We start from the raw sequence: 14,546 nt of genomic DNA, 5'->3' as shown, positions 1-14,546 counted from the left end.
CGCGTGAGTCACCGCAGATTCCGCCTACGGTAAGGACAACCGATTCCGCCGCATGCCGGAACGGTCGGATGTCGGCTACGTACTGGCCGTTCCCAAATGCCAGGTCATCATCGTTGACTGTTCTCGGACCCGGACCGAGGACGACGAAGCCCTCATCAACGACGACACCCACTTCATCAAGAAGGGCACCACCTCAGCCGGGGCTGGCCGCTGCGGGGGCTCTCGGTCACTGCTGGCCGGTTGCCGGCGGTCCGTCGAGGACGGTGGGCCTGTAGTCGAGCACCTGCGAGCGGCCGTCCAGGGTGCGGCTTTCGATGAGGTCGAGCTTGACGTCGGGGTAGCCGTCGAAGATCCGGTCGCGCCCGGTTGCCCCGGTGATCACGGGGAAGACGACGACGCGGAACCGGTCGACGAGGCCGGCCTTCAGCAGCGAGCGGGAGAGACTGAGGCTGCCGAGGGTGCGCAGGTCTCGCGAGCCGCGCTTCATCTCCCGCACGGATTCGACCGCGTCGCCGGTGACCAGTTCGGTGTTGGCCCAGGACAGGGGCGCGGCCAGGGTGGAGGAGAAGACGACTTTGTCCAGCGCGGTCAGCGCGTCGACACCCTCCTCGCCTCGCTCGGCGAACGCGGACATCACCCGGTACGTCGTCGCGCCCATGAGCGTGACCCAGTCGTTCCTGCCGTCCTCTTCCAGCCACGCGAAGTACTCCGGGCCCTCCATGCCCCACCATCCGGGCCAGCCCTCGGCTGCGCCGTAACCGTCGAGGGACATGATGTAGTCGACCATCAGGCTTGACATCGGACTTCCTTCCATCGCCGGGCGTCTTTCCAATCAAGACCCGTGGCGGGCCGGAAACTCATCGGCCCGGCTGCGCGTGGCCGCGTCGGCATCGGTGACGCGGAACAGGACGAGGAATGACAGTCCAGGTCAGATGCTTGCGGTGCGGGTGAGGCGGTGACCCATGAGGGGTGATGACGGCCCAGGCGATCAGCGCCTCGGGGCCCCGACGAGCCGTTCGTGGTCCAGCTCCCTCCAGGGCCTGAAGGGGACAGGCGCAGGGCTGGGCGGGCCGATGTCATGCGCTCGATGGATGGTTCCCGTGAGACCCCCCGCACGGGCGGAGCCCCCTGCGCTCCCACCACCCGGCGCAGCCCGGATCAGACAGCGAAATCCTGCTGGACCCCAGGACCCGTTCCCGCACCGCACGGCTTCGTGCTGGCGGCGCTATGAGCCGCCACCGGGTACGCAGGCGGCCCGCCGCGCCCCGCCGAGTCGGGCTGCGGCCACGCGTGCCGCGAACGCCTTCCGGGCCAAGGTGAGCGTGCCGACAGCGTTGTCGGGCCAGCAGCGCTGATAGGGCTTGTCCCACAGGCAGGAGAAGAGGTTGAGCAGCCCCACGAGCGGAATCACCGCCAGGAACAGGAAGAACATGCTCGCTCATGCCCCCGAGGTTGCGGGGACCGCTGGCGCCTGCCCGTGCTCATCCGGTCGATCCGCACCCCGAACCCGGACGCCCTTTGCCCCGCGTGGAGCCGAAGCGGGAGAGCGCGAAGAGGTACAGCGGGTACAGCACCAGCCACACGAGCGCTCAAGCGGCCCCCGTGGCGAGCGTGTGCGGGGTCCCCTCTTCCATGCCCCTCGTCACCAGACCGAACACGACGACGCTGGTGGCTGCCCACAGCAGCGTGTCCACGAAGCGGGCCGCCGACCGGTTGGCCCTGCTCGCGAGCACAAGGGCGTCCTGATCCCCATGGGACCGCACATGCCCCGCATGGTGTGGTCGGACTCGACGGCGGAATCCGGTCTCCCTGCTGGGCGATGGTCACTTCTGCGACTCCTCCAGCAGCCGCAGGGCCAGTTCCTTCAGTTCGGGGGACGCCTCCGCGGCGTTGCCCGGCCCCAGGGCGGCCCTCCCCAACTCGCGGTCCACAGCGGAGACTTCGGCACCAGGTGCCGCTTCAATTCACTGCTCGACCATTGCCCCCGGCCGTGCGAGCCACTTACCGTGACGTGTCTTCATCAATGAGGACGTCCCCAGGCATGTACGCATTGCCCGCGCATATCGGAGGTCCGAAATGCCCAGTACATTGTTCGATCTCGATGTGGAACTCGTGGAATCGGCCGAGCGCGAGGCCACCAACCCGGAAGCCGCCCGTGAGCTCGACGAGAAGGCAGCGCTGACGCCCGGCACCGTCAACACCTACGCCGTCGGCATCGGCATGTGCCTGACCTGCTGCCTGTGACGCACCGCTGACGCACCACCGGCGAACCACCGACGCGCCACTGAGTGACCAGCGCATCCGCCCCGCCGACCGGCCCCTCCGGCCGGCGGGGCCCATGACCGGTGACGGGTGAGGGAACGGGAGTCAGTGATCCACAGCAACAAGGCGGACGGCGTGGCGGACGACGCGCCGGACCCGATCTTCCGGGCGGCCGGTTTCGGAGTCGTACGAATGGCGGCCCTGCCCAGCACACATCCCAGCGCCCTGCACACCCGCGCCGAGGCGGTGGGCGCAGAAGAGAGCGGGGACGGCGAGGCGTCCCGGCTGGTCCGGTACATCCGCGATCTGGTCGCCGATCCGGTGGTCCGCGAGGCCATCGAGGTGTCCAGCGGGTCCCTGGCGGGCACCCTCGCCCGGCTCGAACGCGACGAGGCGCCGCTCCCGGTGGCCAAGCTGCGCCGGGCCGCCCTCGCGGTGACGCGCTACGTGCTGCGCATGTCGGGGCGCCCCACCCCGTTCGGACTGCTGGCTGGTGTGGGGACGGTCCGGTTCGGCGGTGAGGCGGCGGTACGTATCGGCTCGGCGCACCGCAAGTCGGTACGGCCCGACGCCGGCTGGCTGGACGAGATCGCCGGGCGGCTGCACCACGAAGCGCGGGTGAGGGACGGGCTGTATGTCGTGGCCAACAACCTGTGCGCCGTGCGCGGAGACAGGCTGGCCCTTTCGTACGTCCGGGCCCCGCGCGGCGCCCCACCATCGGAACACTCGGCCGTGCCGCACGAGATGACGGTCGGCTACGGGCCCGTCGTCAGAGCCGCTGTGGAGGCCGCGCACGAGCCGCTGACGTTCGCCGCGCTGCGGACGGCCGTGCGCGACCGGTTCCCCGAGGCGCGGCCCGAGGACGTCGAACGGCTGCTCGTCCAGCTGATCGACCGCGACGTGCTGCTCACGGATGTCGCCGCCCGCCAGGACCGGCCCGATCTGCTCGGCTACGTCAACGCCCGGCTGTCCGAGGCGGAACCGGCCGCGCCGGCTGAGGGCTTCGATGTACGTGCCGGGCTGCGCAGGGTCGAGGAGCTGCTGTCCGCGTACGCGGTGGCGGCGCCCGGCTCGGGGCGCGAGGCGTGGCGGGAGGCGGTCGGCGCGATGCGGGAGATACGCCGCGCCGCCAACAGCGCCGGCCCCGGGTCGGGCACCGGAGCCGGCGCCGGGGCAGGCGCCGGGCCGTCCGACACCCGGCCGCCGGTCCACGTCGATCTGCGTACGGACAGCGACATCCGGCTCCCGGACGCGGTGATCGAGGAGGTGGTCCGCGCGGCCGGTGTGCTGTGGCGGCTGGCGCCGGCCGAGGGACAGCACCCGCATCTGAGCGAGTACCACCGCGCCTTCCTCGACCGGTACGGCACCGACCGGCCCGTGGCCGTACGAGAGGTGCTCGACCCGCAGCTCGGGCTGGGCGCGCCCGCCGACTACCGGGTGCCGGCCAGCGACCGGAGCTGCGGCCCCGCCCCAGCTGTGCCCTACCCGACCGCACGGGACGAGGCGCTGGGACAGGCCGTGCACGAGGTGCTGGCCTCTGGCGCGGGGCCGGAGGCCGAACTGGTCCTGGACGAGGCGCTGCTGGCCCGGCTGGCACCCGAGGACCCGGAGGATGCGGGCGCCCGACGATCCCCCGGCACCCTCGACTTGTGCGTGCAGCCGCTCGCCCGCTCCCTGGCCGCACTGGCGGCGGGAGACTTCCGGCTGCTGGTCGCGAACGGGTCCTACAGCGCGGGCGCGATGGCCGGCCGCTTCGCCCACACTCTCGGGATCGAGCGTGAACTGACGGAGCTGTACGAGGACGAGGATGAGGCACCGCTTCCGGTCCAGCTGTTCTTCCAGCCGCGCCACGCCCGCTCCAGCAACGTCGCCCGTGTGCCGCGCGTTGCCGGCCACGCGGTTGCCGTCGGCTGCTTCCCCGACCCCGGCGACGGGCCGCAGAAACGTATCAGCGTGGACGACCTGGCCGTCGGCGCGACCCGCGAACGCCTCTTTCTCGTCCATGCCTCGACCGGGCGCGAGATCTCCGTCCTGCGCCCCAACATGCTGAACCTGGCGACCGAGGCCCCCAACATGGCGCGCTTCCTCGCCGGGGTCGGCATGAGCGGATCACGGCCGTGGGCGCCCTGGCAGTGGAGCAGGCTGGAGGCGCTGCCCTGCCTGCCCCGGGTGCGGTACGGGCGGACGGTGCTCGCGCCCGCGCGCTGGCGCCCGCCGCCCGAGCTGCGCGACCGCGCGCTCGACGAGAAGGACTGGCTGCGCACTCTGGAGAGCTGGCGGTCCCGCTGCCGGGTGCCGGACGTGCTCCGGGTGAGCGTCCTGGACCACCACCTCGACCTGGATATGACCGCGACCGCGCACCAGCAGCTCCTGCGTGCCCAGCTCACGAGCGGATCCGCGCCCCTGGTGCAGGAGTCGCCGCTTGTGGACCCGGCCGGCCTGGGCTGGTCCGAGGGGTATGTGACGGAGGTCGTGGTGCCGCTCCTGCCCACCCGGCCCCGGCCGGCCGTGCCGAGGGCGCCGCGTCCGGCCACCAGCCGGGTACGGCACGCGCCCGGCGGCGAGTGGCTGTACGCCAAGGTGTACGCGGCCCGCGACCGGCTCGACACGCTGCTCGTACGGGACCTCCCGCCGCTGCTGGAACGGGTCGAGCAGGACGTGGACCGCTGGTTCTTCCTCCGGTACCTCGACCCGGGCCCGCACCTGCGGCTCCGGCTGCACGGCGCGCCCGAAACCATCCGGTCCCACGTGCTGCCCGCCCTGCACCAGTGGGCCGGGACAGCAGCCGACGAAGGGCTCATCCGAAAGGTGGTACTGGACACCTACGAGCCCGAGACCGAACGCTACGGCGGACCCGAGGCGCTGGTCGCGGCCGAACGGCTCTTCCACGCGGACAGCCGCCTGGTGACAGCGCAGCTCGCCGCGCGCGCACGAGGCGGGCTGCCGATGCCGCTGGAGACGCTCGCGGCGCTCAACCACGCCGCGCTGCTCGGTTCGCTCGGTGACTGGGACTGGTGGAGCTGGGTACTGGCGGCCTACCCGATGGACGTGCAGAACGAGATACCGGCCAACCGGCGCAGAGCGGCTGTACGGCTGGCCGACGAGTACGCCGACGAGAGCGCGGGTGGCGGCGAACTGACTGCGGAGCGCGAGGCGTTGGCGCAGGCGGCACGGGAGTACGGGCGAGCGCTCGGCATCGGCACCGCGCGCGGCCCCTCGCCCGAGCGCGCCGGGGCCGTCGCCGGCGTCCTGCACATGCATGCCAACCGGCTGCTCGGCATGGATGCCGCGGCCGAACGGCACTCCTACGGAATCCTGCGCAGCCTCGTGCGCACCTTCGCGGGACGAAAGGGGCACGTGTGAGTACGGACGCCAGGGGGGCGGGCGCGATGAGGGCAGGCGCGATGAGGGCTGGCGCACTCGGCGCCGACTCCCCGAACGAGCAGGCCACACCCGCTCCCGGCGGCCCCGCGCCCGGCGCGGGGCGTGCGGCACTGCGCCGGGCCGCCGCCGGCACCGTCGCCGAGATCGCCGCGCGGCTGCGTGACCCGGAGGCCGTGGTGGCCGCCACCGTGGCCGGAGGCACCCACGTCGAGATCGACAACGAGCGGTCTCCCCTCTGGGAGCCGGGCTCCCTCAACCGCGGCTATCCGGCGCTGGTGCTGCTGTACGCCGAACTCGGCCGGTCCGCCCGGCAGCAGGGCGGCGACCGCGACCGCGAGCGGGACCTGCACCGTGCCACCGCGCACCGCTATCTCGAGCTCGGCGCCGAGGCGACCCGGAGCCTGCCGGTGCAGGGCGCCTTCGCGGGGCTGGGCGCCCTGGCCAGCGCGGTGCGGGTGGCGGCGGCGTACGAAGGCGAGTACGCGTCGCTGCTGCGCGGTACGGACGCCAGGATGGCCGACTCCGCTCACCGGCTCGCGGCTCTGCACGCCTCGACGCGGGAGGCGGGCCTGCCGACGTACCCGGCCGTCGTTGACGTCCTCAGTGGTCTCAGCGGCATCGGCCGCTATCTGCTGCACCGGCGCACCGAAGCGGGGGATGCCGCGCTCCGGGCGGCCCTGACCTCGCTGGCGTCGCTCCGCACCCCGCTGCGCGTCGAGGGCGTGGAGGTGCCCGGCTGGTGGTACGGGTCCACGAGCCGCACCATGGTCTCGGAGGAATTCGCCGACGGGCAGGCCAACTTCGGTCTCGGGCACGGCGTTCCGGGTCCGCTGGGACTGCTGTCGCTGGCCTGGAGCGAGGGCGTACGCGTTCCGGGGCAGGACGAGGCGATCGCCACCATGGCCGAGTGGCTGCTGCGCCGGCGTGAGCGCGACGAGGCGGGACCGTACTGGACGCCGTACGTCCCCTTGCGCTACTACGCCGACCGGGACGGCCACCCCCCTCCGCTGCCCGCCCGCCCCTCCTGGTGCTACGGCGCCGCCGGCACCGCCCGAGCCCTCGTGATGGCGGGTCGCGCGCTGGGCCGGCCGGAGTGGACGCGGGCCGGGGTCGAAGCCGTCACCGCCATGCTCCGCCGCCCCGCCGACGGGTGGGGCATCCACGACCATGCGATGTGCCACGGCTGGTCCAGCATGCTCTACCTGCTGAAACTGTTCGAACTCGAGCACCCGGAGGCCGGGCTGCACACCGCCACCGACGAGGTGGCCGAGCGGCTGCTGCGCGGATACGTGCCCGAGTCCCCCTTCGGATACCGCTACTACCAGCCGGCGGCCGACCTGTACCTGGACATGCCGGGCTTCCTGGACGGCGCAGCGGGAATCGCCCTCAGCCTGCACGCCTACGCGACCGACAGTCTGCCCGCCAGCGGCTGGGACACCCTGCTCCTGCTCAACTGACTGAGCAGGAGCGTCATACCGCCGAGCGGGCAGTGCATAGTGCGGGGCAGGTGGCCGCCCTGCGGTTCGGGGTGCGCGAGATTCGCGCCGGGTGACCCCCGGCTTCTCCGCCGGCCGGCTCGGCCCGCCGACGTTCCAGCCCGCCGACGTTCCGGCCCACCAGCGCCCAGGCGCCCGCTGCCGTTCAGGCCCCGCCGCTGTTCAGATCCGGCGCAGTTGAGGCCTGCCACCACGCTCTGGAGCGCGGAGCTCCCGGGCCCCTGCCCCACCTGCCACTGCGGCCGACCGCTCGACAGGTGCAGCGGCTGCCGTGACCTCCGTTGCCTCGACTGCGACCCCTACCGCTCCGATGACTGCGCCTTCCCCGTCTGAGCATCCCCGCGCCGGCACCGGCCGGGAGGTGGCGGGCGTCGCGGTGCCCTTCCACGACGACGCCGAGCCCCTGCGCTACGCGCTCGCCGTCGAGCACATCCGTCCCGGCGTCCACCTGGTGGTGACGATCTTCGACGGGACGGTCGCTGGCCAACTCGAACGTACGGTGCCCGACTGCCGGTCACCTCACCTGCCGACGTCGCCGCTCCCGTGCGGCTGGACCCGTACCGGCCGCCGCGCTCGGTGAGGTACCGCGCCCGGGCGGGCAAGAGCGGCGGGGCTGGATTCGCCCCGGAATCGCGATTGCAGTCTGTGGGCGTCGCTTCGCCCCTCCGAGCACACAGCAGAGGCACTTCCGTGCCCTGTCGGGAGCGAGGTAACCCGGCGTGCAGCACCACGGGTAGGTGGCATTCTCCACCCATTTGAGGCTTTCGTCAGAGGTCGCGCGGGTAGGCACGGTGGGGGCACCGGTACAGAGAGGCGAACACGGGGTTCCGCTGATCAGGGGTTGTGACGCCAAGTGATCACAGATGTGAGTGTTCTTGCGGGCACCTCCTCACTCGGCGGCCACCGTCGTCTGCCACGCGCCCGGGCGTTTGCCGGTGACCTTGCGGAAGAACACCGAGAAGTTGGATGCGTCGGAGAAGCCGAGTACGTCGGCACAGCGGGCGGCGGTGAGGCGGTCGTGTGCGAGGAGCCGTTTGGCCTCCAGGGTGATCCGTTCGACGATGTACGCCTTCGCGGTGCGGCCGGTGGCCTGCTGCACCGCTCGTGAGAGGGTGCGGGGCGCGTATCCCAGCGCACGGGCGTAGTAGCCGACGTCGTGGTGTTGCCGGAAGTGCGCTTCGACGCTGGAGCGGAACAGCCGGAACACCGGATGTGTGAGCCGTGCTTCGGCGTGCGGTGGGTGCAGCCGGGTGATGAGCGCGGAGAGCAGGATTTCGGGCAGCTCCGTCGAGGAGTCACTGGGTGGGGCGGATGCTTCGAGGAGGAGATGTCTGCGCGCCGTGTCGACGAAGGGCCAGTCGGCGTCGGGGATGCTCCAGTACGCGGCCGGGTCAGGGGAGGCGACCAGTTCTCGGGTGGCGTGGGTGACCGGCGCGGTCGGCACGAACAGCACGAGATGCCCTGCCACGTCGGCGATGTCGTCCCACCGGTGCACCGCGCCGGGTGGAATCCACACCGCGGACCGGTCTTGGAGCGGGTGGAGGTGGAAATCGACTGTGACTGAGCCGGGTCCGGCGTCGATGACGGCAAGGACGTGGAAGTCGGCGCGCTGCGTGCCGCCATCGTTCAGCTCGCGAAGGCGGCCGAACGTCATCGTCTCGACCGAGGCGGCGCCGCGTCCCGCGGGCTGGTAGGTCATTTGCCGGATCACGCTCACGGGTCCAGTTTTCACCATCGGGTGACCAGTCATGCCGATGCCCCGTCCGGGTGCGGAAGTTTCAATGAATGCGCAGGGCAATCACCCAGAGCATCGACCGGAAGAGCCATCATGGACACGACGCAGCAGACGCTACTGCCCACTTACGACCATCGGCGGGGGACCGGGCCGACTCTGGTGTTCCTGCACTATTGGGGCGGTTCCGCCCGCACCTGGCACCTCGTCGTCGACCGCCTGGCGGGCCGTGACGTGCTCACGGTCGACTTCCGCGGGTGGAGCCGGTCGAGCGCTCTGCCCGGTCCCTACACGCTAAGTCAGCTCGCCGACGACACGCTCACCGTACTCGCGGATGCGGGGGTCACCGACTACGTCCTGGTGGGGCATTCGATGGGCGGCAAGGTCGCACAGCTGGTAGCGGCCACCCGGCCCGCCGGCCTGCGCGGCATGGTTCTCGTCGGCTCCGGCCCGGCGAAGCCTGCCGAACAGGTCACTCCCGAGTACCAGGAAGCCCTGTCGCACGCCTACGACTCCGCCGAGTCCGTGGCCGGGGCACGGGATCACGTCCTCACCGCGACCGAACTGCCCGCGTCGGTCAAGGCGCAGATCGTGACCGACTCGCGGACCGTCACCGACGCCGCCCGCACCGAGTGGCCGCTGCACGGCATCGCGCAGGACATCACCGAACACACGCGCATGGTCAGCGTGCCCGCTCTCGTCGTCGCCGGAGAACACGACCAGGTGGAGCCCGTCGGCGTGCTCCGCGACAACCTGGTGCCCTACCTCTCCCACCCCGACTTCGTGGTGGTCCCCCACACCGGTCACCTGATCCCGCTGGAAGCCCCGGCCGACCTCGTCGACGTCATCACCGCATTCGCGCCGGCAACCCGACCGTCCCCGCGGCCCGACGACGGGCTGCGCCCCTGATCACCCCCCACGAGGCCGGGACAGGCCTGCCGCGTTGCACCGCACCCGACAGATGCCGCTTGCACGCCGGCCGCACAGCGGCCGGCACCGCCTCGTGGACGACCCGAGCCGGCCGGCCGTGGTCGGTTCAGGCCGGTCCTGAGCCGTGGTCACCGTGCGCGGAGCCTGTCACCTGCGATACCGCTGCGCCACTGCCGCGAAGGCGGCCTTGGGTTCCCATTCCATGTCGGGATAGGTCTGCCCCCGGCGCCCTTCGAGAAGTTTGACGATGCCAAGACCGGCCCGGTCCAGGTCTTCCCTGGGATCGCCGTCCGGGCGGTGCGGGTAGCCGGGCAAGGCGAACAAGAACACGAACGCGCTGTCCACGCCCTCGGTCTCGAAGATCTCCAGCAGTTCGCTCAGATACGCGGCCTGGCCGGCCTCGTCGCGCTCGTATGTGCCGTTCAGTCGCACAGGGGCCTTGGTCTGTGGGTCGTACTCGACCACTTCCAGCACTCGCCCACCGCGATCCCCCGCGCCGCGGTAGGCCGCGGTGCCGAACCCGGTGATGGCGAGCGGCTTGGGGCCTTGGGCCAGGATGCGTACCGCGTCCCGGAACCGGTCGGCGACCTCGGCGGAGCGGATCAGCTCGAACGTCACAATATCGAAGGGAGTCCAGTCGACCTGCTCGAACTGGATGGACGCGTAGGTGAGCTTGCCCTGGAAGCGCTCCCGGACCGTGGCCGCGGCGTCGCGGAGGAATGCGTTGATGCGCACGCCGAGTTCGTGCATCGCTTCGGCCCGCCGCTCGGGTCGGCTCATCAGCTGCTCGACCCGTTCCTCGGGGCTCTCTCCGGGCAGGAACCCGCGGTTCATCACGCTCAGCTCGACTCCTGCGACGAACACGACTGTGGCCCCCTGCTGCCGGAGCCGTTCCGCTCGCTCGGCGCAGTCGCGGAAGAGCGTGAGGATCTGCTCCCGGTCCAGCTCCAGCGGATAGGGCGAGAACCAGACCTCCAGGCCGAGTTCGGCAGCGGCGCTGGCGGCCAGCTCCAGTCGGTCCGGGTCACCGCCGATGATCTGGACCGTGTTGCAGTGCAGGTCGTCGCGGATGATCGCGAGCTCGCGCCGGACCACCGCGGGGTCGAAGTGCTGGCGGGATATCTGGCCGCCCATGACGAATCCGGTGTCGTAGGTCATTCCTCTTGCTCGCATGGTGACGTCCTCTCTGGCGGTCCCGGTCGGGGTCGAGGCTGACAAGAAAAGTGCGTGCACGCAAGTTTGCGTGCACGCAGCCCTGTGTGGAACGCTGACACCGTGACGACACCACCACCAGGGCTGCGGGAGCGGAAGAAGCAGGCCACGCGCGAGGCACTGCGCGAGGCGGCACTGCGCCTGGCCGTGGAGCGCGGACCGGACCAGGTGCGGGTCGAGGACATCGCCGAGGCGGCCGGAGTCTCGCCGCGCACCTACAACAACTACTTCGCCAGCCGCGAGCAGGCGATCGTCTCCGCTGTCACCGCGGACCGGGAAGCGCGGATCGCGGCAGCGGTCGCGGCCCGGCCCGCAGGAGTGCGCCTGGCTGACGCCGTCACAGAAGCAGTGGTCGAGCAGTACACGAACACCAGTGAGCACGAACGCGAGGCGCTGCTGCTGATCACCTCCCGGACCGCACTGCGCGACGCGTTCCTCGATACCACCGCCGACATCGAGCCCCCTCTCACCGAGGTGATCGCCGAACGCCTGGGCGACACGGGATCGCACACAGCCCGAGTCCTCGCGGCGAGCGTGGCCGCGGCTGTCCGCATCGCGCTGGAAGGCTGGCTCCAGCCGACCGGGAACACGGGGGCAGCCGGGAGTTTCGGCGCCGGAGGACTGGTCGTGCCCTCCGGCTCACTCCCCCACCGGCTCCGCGCGGCACTGGCCCCGCTTGCGCCCGCGTTCGACGCCGCCGAGCGACACACCCAGCCGTGAAGCCGACCCGACTGGGGCATCCGCCCGGCGCCGCTTCTCGTTGGCGCTGTGCGAGGTCAGGCGCCGGCGGCCAGGCTGAGCGTCTGTCCGGCCTGGCGCTGGCGGTGCTCGTGGGCCTGGTCCAGGTTGGCGCGCAGCTGCTCGGCGATGGTGCCCGGGTCGGTGTCCGGGACGGTCAGGACGGGGTGGCCGGCGTCGAGGATGCGCCCGTAGGTCCCGCGGCACCCGGGGTGCCGGTAAGAACCGCGTCACCAGCCGCAATCGGCTGTGATCAGTCCTTGGATGGCGATCTTCCCGGGCTGGGCGGCTCGTACACTGACGAAAATGGAGGACCACACGGCCACCGGGATCCGTGCACGTCCGGCGCCCGCCTTGCGGCAGTACGTCGACTCGTATGTCGGCTTCGACCTCCGCGGGCTCCCGACCGGGGTGCACTGCGGCCCGCCGGGCCGCGCGCTCACTGCGGTGATCAGCCTGTCCGACCCTTTGGAGGTGGCGGCGGGCGTCGACGACGGGTCACCGGTCACCCGATTCGGCAGCGTGGCAGGCGGTCTGATGTGCCGGTCCGTCGCGATTCACCACGACGGACGCCAGCAAGGTGTTCTGGTATCGCTGACACCGCTCGGGGCCCGGGCCATCTACGGCATGCCCGCCGCCGAGCTCGCCCACCGACTGGTCCCACTTGGCGAGCTTCTCGGAGCGCTTGCCGTCGAGCTGGTCGATCGGCTCCGATCGGCGACAACATGGGCGGCGCGGTTCACCGCGCTGGACGAATTGCTCCTCCGAGCTGTCGGCCGTGGCGCCTGCGGCGACCAGGTGCGCTGGGTGCGCCCCGAGGTAGCGGAGGCGTGGCGCCGCCTCGTCGCCGCGCGAGGTTGCGTCCAGGTTGGTGCGGTCGCCGCGGAACTCGGCTGGAGCCGTCGGTACCTCACCGAGCGGTTTCGCGGTGAGGTGGGCCTGTCGCCGAAGACCTTCGCCCGAGTCCTGCGCTTCGAGCACGCGCACGAACTGGCGGCGGCGCAGGACCCGCTCCCGTGGGGCGAGGTGGCAACCGTCTCCGGCTACGCCGACCAGGCCCATCTCGTGCGGGACTGGCGCGAGTTCACGGGCCGCTCGCCGACGGCCTGGCGCCGCAGCGAAGTCCTCCTCGGCGCCGGATAGCCGCCAACCGCCTGCCCGTCGTGCCGGCCTCTCTTCCCTTTTCTTCAAGACCGCCCGATCGCTGTCGTGGACGATCGTCGGCATGAGACTCGTCAACCACGAACGCAATGCCACGGACCTGCGGACCACCCCCGTGCACCTCGGACTGGGATCGACAGCGAAGCCAGTCGAAGGCTTCACCTGGGACCCGGATGTGCTCCAGGCCTACAGCGCCGCGGTCGCGGCAGACGGCGCCGAGGGCCGGATGGTGATGATCTTCGACGGCGACGGACCCGGCGACCATTGGGAGAGCCACCCCGCAGGCGACGAACTGGTCGTCTGCCTCAGCGGGTCCGTGACGGTCACCCGCGACGTGGACGGGGTCCCCGACCGCGTTCTGCTCGGGCCGGGCGAGGCCACCATCAACCCGGCCGGGGTATGGCACGTGGTCGACATGGAGGGGCCGACATCCATCCTGGCCATCACCGCGACCCTCGGCACCGACCACCGTCCTCGGACCGACACCCGCCCGACCGAACGCGTCGGCACGCCCAGCCCCGAAGAAGCGCCGTGACGACACGCATCGCATGCCTCGGAGACAGCCTCACCCGCGCACAGTTCAGCGTCGACTACCTGGATCTCCTCGAACGCCGCCACCCTCCCGGTGACGTGCAGCTCGCCCGTTTCGGCGTCAACGGCGACTTCGCCCACAACCTCTTGCAGCGCCTCGATGCTGTCGTCACGAACCCGCCCGATGTGATCACCGTGTTGATCGGTACCAACGACGCCCGAGCGAGCCTTGCCGGCTACCCCGTCGAGCAGGCCATGAAGCGCAAGCAGCTCCCCGATCGCCCGTCGGCAGGCTGGTTCCAACAGTGCCTGGGAGCCGTCGTCGCACGGCTGCGAGCGGAGACCGACGCGACGATCGGTCTGCTGTCGCTACCGGTACTCGGCCAACAACTCGACGGAGCAGCGGCACAGGCATCGCAGGCGTACAGCCGGATGATCGCCGAGGTCGCCGCCACCAACGAGGTGGCCTACCTTCCGCTCCACGAACGCCAGATCGAGGAACTGCGCCAAGCGGATCCGCCGCCGATTCCCTACCGGGAGGTGACGCCCGCGGCGGGCGTCGGTGTCCTCGTCCAGCACACGGTGCTGCGCCGCAGCCTCGACACGATCTCGCGGCGGCGAGGTCTCGTGCTCACGACCGACCACATCCACCAGAACAGCCGCGGCGCCACCCTTGTCGCTGAGGTCATCGACGCCGGCCTGCTGACCCAGCGCGCGTAGCCGGCTCCGGCGCCCGGCCAGTCGAATGCCATCCACCGCGCGGAGGTGGCATCCGACTGGCCGGGCGGTCGACGCCTACGCCATCCGGCTCGTATGGAAGCGTGACCACCGCGAGAGCACCTGTCTCACGGTCGCGCGGCGGCTGCTGTCGTCGACCGCGACCGCGTCAGCCGAAGCCGCCCAGGCCGGCGCCGCCGATCCCGGTCGCCGCCCTTGGCTGCCAGCACACCAACTCTGGTGGCAGGTGCCAGCCAGCTCCCTCACGGCAGCTGTCCAGTCGACACGCGGGCTTCACCCGTGCGGGCTAACCGGCGGCTTCAGCTGCACTTTTGGCTCTGTGCGATGCCTAACCTTGCCGTAACAGCGAGTGGTCAGCGACT

At 71.2% G+C, this 14,546-nt stretch carries 14 protein-coding genes; 9 read left to right on the top strand and 5 right to left on the bottom strand.

The genetic code is table 11. The features are described from left to right. Positions 1-226: 226 nt before the first annotated feature. The 3 genes from HC362_RS33670 to HC362_RS33660 all read right to left on the bottom strand — a co-directional run bounded on the left by HC362_RS33670 (position 227) and on the right by HC362_RS33660 (position 1,733). Positions 227-799 carry a dihydrofolate reductase family protein gene (locus HC362_RS33670; RefSeq protein ID WP_243088126.1) on the bottom strand — a complete coding sequence of 191 codons (573 nt, stop codon included), beginning with the start codon at positions 797-799 and terminating at the stop codon, positions 227-229. A 426-nt stretch (positions 800-1,225) separates the two neighbouring features. Further along, the gene (locus HC362_RS33665) at positions 1,226-1,432 is read right to left on the bottom strand and encodes a hypothetical protein (protein ID WP_243088125.1); all 207 of its coding nucleotides are present in this window, start codon (positions 1,430-1,432) and stop codon (positions 1,226-1,228) included. A gap of 157 nt (positions 1,433-1,589) precedes the next feature. Continuing rightward, a complete protein-coding gene (locus tag HC362_RS33660) occupies positions 1,590-1,733 on the bottom strand; it encodes a hypothetical protein (protein WP_243088124.1) in 144 nt (47 codons plus the stop codon). A gap of 343 nt (positions 1,734-2,076) precedes the next feature. Between HC362_RS33660 and HC362_RS33655 the strand changes: the two genes are divergently transcribed. From HC362_RS33655 to HC362_RS33640, 4 genes are all read left to right on the top strand, one after another. Then, entirely contained in the window at positions 2,077-2,244 is a 168-nt protein-coding gene (locus HC362_RS33655; protein WP_243088123.1) for a hypothetical protein, read from the top strand. Between the two features lie 126 nt (positions 2,245-2,370). Beyond that, positions 2,371-5,625: a lantibiotic dehydratase gene (locus HC362_RS33650; protein WP_243088122.1), complete on the top strand. Its 3,255-nt coding sequence runs from the start codon at positions 2,371-2,373 to the stop codon at positions 5,623-5,625. A gap of 41 nt (positions 5,626-5,666) precedes the next feature. Then, a complete protein-coding gene (locus tag HC362_RS33645) occupies positions 5,667-7,103 on the top strand; it encodes a lanthionine synthetase C family protein (protein ID WP_243088121.1) in 1,437 nt (478 codons plus the stop codon). A 349-nt stretch (positions 7,104-7,452) separates the two neighbouring features. Continuing rightward, on the top strand, positions 7,453-7,722 hold the full coding sequence (locus HC362_RS33640) for a hypothetical protein (protein ID WP_243088120.1): 270 nt from the start codon (positions 7,453-7,455) through the stop codon (positions 7,720-7,722). A 309-nt stretch (positions 7,723-8,031) separates the two neighbouring features. Here HC362_RS33640 and HC362_RS33635 read toward each other — a convergent pair whose 3' ends face one another. Then, positions 8,032-8,859: a helix-turn-helix transcriptional regulator gene (locus tag HC362_RS33635; RefSeq protein ID WP_243088119.1), complete on the bottom strand. Its 828-nt coding sequence runs from the start codon at positions 8,857-8,859 to the stop codon at positions 8,032-8,034. 111 nt (positions 8,860-8,970) lie between these two features. Between HC362_RS33635 and HC362_RS33630 the strand changes: the two genes are divergently transcribed. After that, positions 8,971-9,783 (top strand): alpha/beta hydrolase, encoded by an 813-nt coding sequence (locus tag HC362_RS33630; protein ID WP_243088118.1) that lies wholly within the window; start codon positions 8,971-8,973, stop codon positions 9,781-9,783. A 168-nt stretch (positions 9,784-9,951) separates the two neighbouring features. On the opposite strand, the gene HC362_RS33625 is transcribed toward HC362_RS33630, so the two are convergent. Next, positions 9,952-10,962: a hypothetical protein gene (locus HC362_RS33625; protein ID WP_243088927.1), complete on the bottom strand. Its 1,011-nt coding sequence runs from the start codon at positions 10,960-10,962 to the stop codon at positions 9,952-9,954. Positions 10,963-11,079: 117 nt separating this feature from the next. On the opposite strand from HC362_RS33625, the gene HC362_RS33620 reads away from it, so the two are divergent. The 4 genes from HC362_RS33620 to HC362_RS33605 all read left to right on the top strand — a co-directional run bounded on the left by HC362_RS33620 (position 11,080) and on the right by HC362_RS33605 (position 14,166). Continuing rightward, positions 11,080-11,736 (top strand): TetR/AcrR family transcriptional regulator, encoded by a 657-nt coding sequence (locus tag HC362_RS33620; RefSeq protein WP_243088117.1) that lies wholly within the window; start codon positions 11,080-11,082, stop codon positions 11,734-11,736. A gap of 324 nt (positions 11,737-12,060) precedes the next feature. After that, positions 12,061-12,897, top strand: coding sequence for a helix-turn-helix domain-containing protein (locus HC362_RS33615; RefSeq protein ID WP_243088116.1), 837 nt, complete (start codon positions 12,061-12,063; stop codon positions 12,895-12,897). An 82-nt stretch (positions 12,898-12,979) separates the two neighbouring features. After that, the gene (locus tag HC362_RS33610) at positions 12,980-13,450 is read left to right on the top strand and encodes a cupin domain-containing protein (protein WP_243088115.1); all 471 of its coding nucleotides are present in this window, start codon (positions 12,980-12,982) and stop codon (positions 13,448-13,450) included. Next, positions 13,447-14,166, top strand: coding sequence for a GDSL-type esterase/lipase family protein (locus HC362_RS33605; RefSeq protein ID WP_243088114.1), 720 nt, complete (start codon positions 13,447-13,449; stop codon positions 14,164-14,166). The genes HC362_RS33610 and HC362_RS33605 overlap by 4 nt, the downstream gene beginning before the upstream one ends. Positions 14,167-14,546 lie beyond the last annotated feature (380 nt).

This window comes from Streptomyces sp. 891-h (genome assembly GCF_022760275.1).
Taxonomy (GTDB): Bacteria; Actinomycetota; Actinomycetes; order Streptomycetales; family Streptomycetaceae; genus Streptomyces; species Streptomyces spirodelae.
The sequence above is the reverse complement of the archived record's forward strand: the minus strand, read 5'-3'. Positions and strand labels throughout refer to the sequence as shown.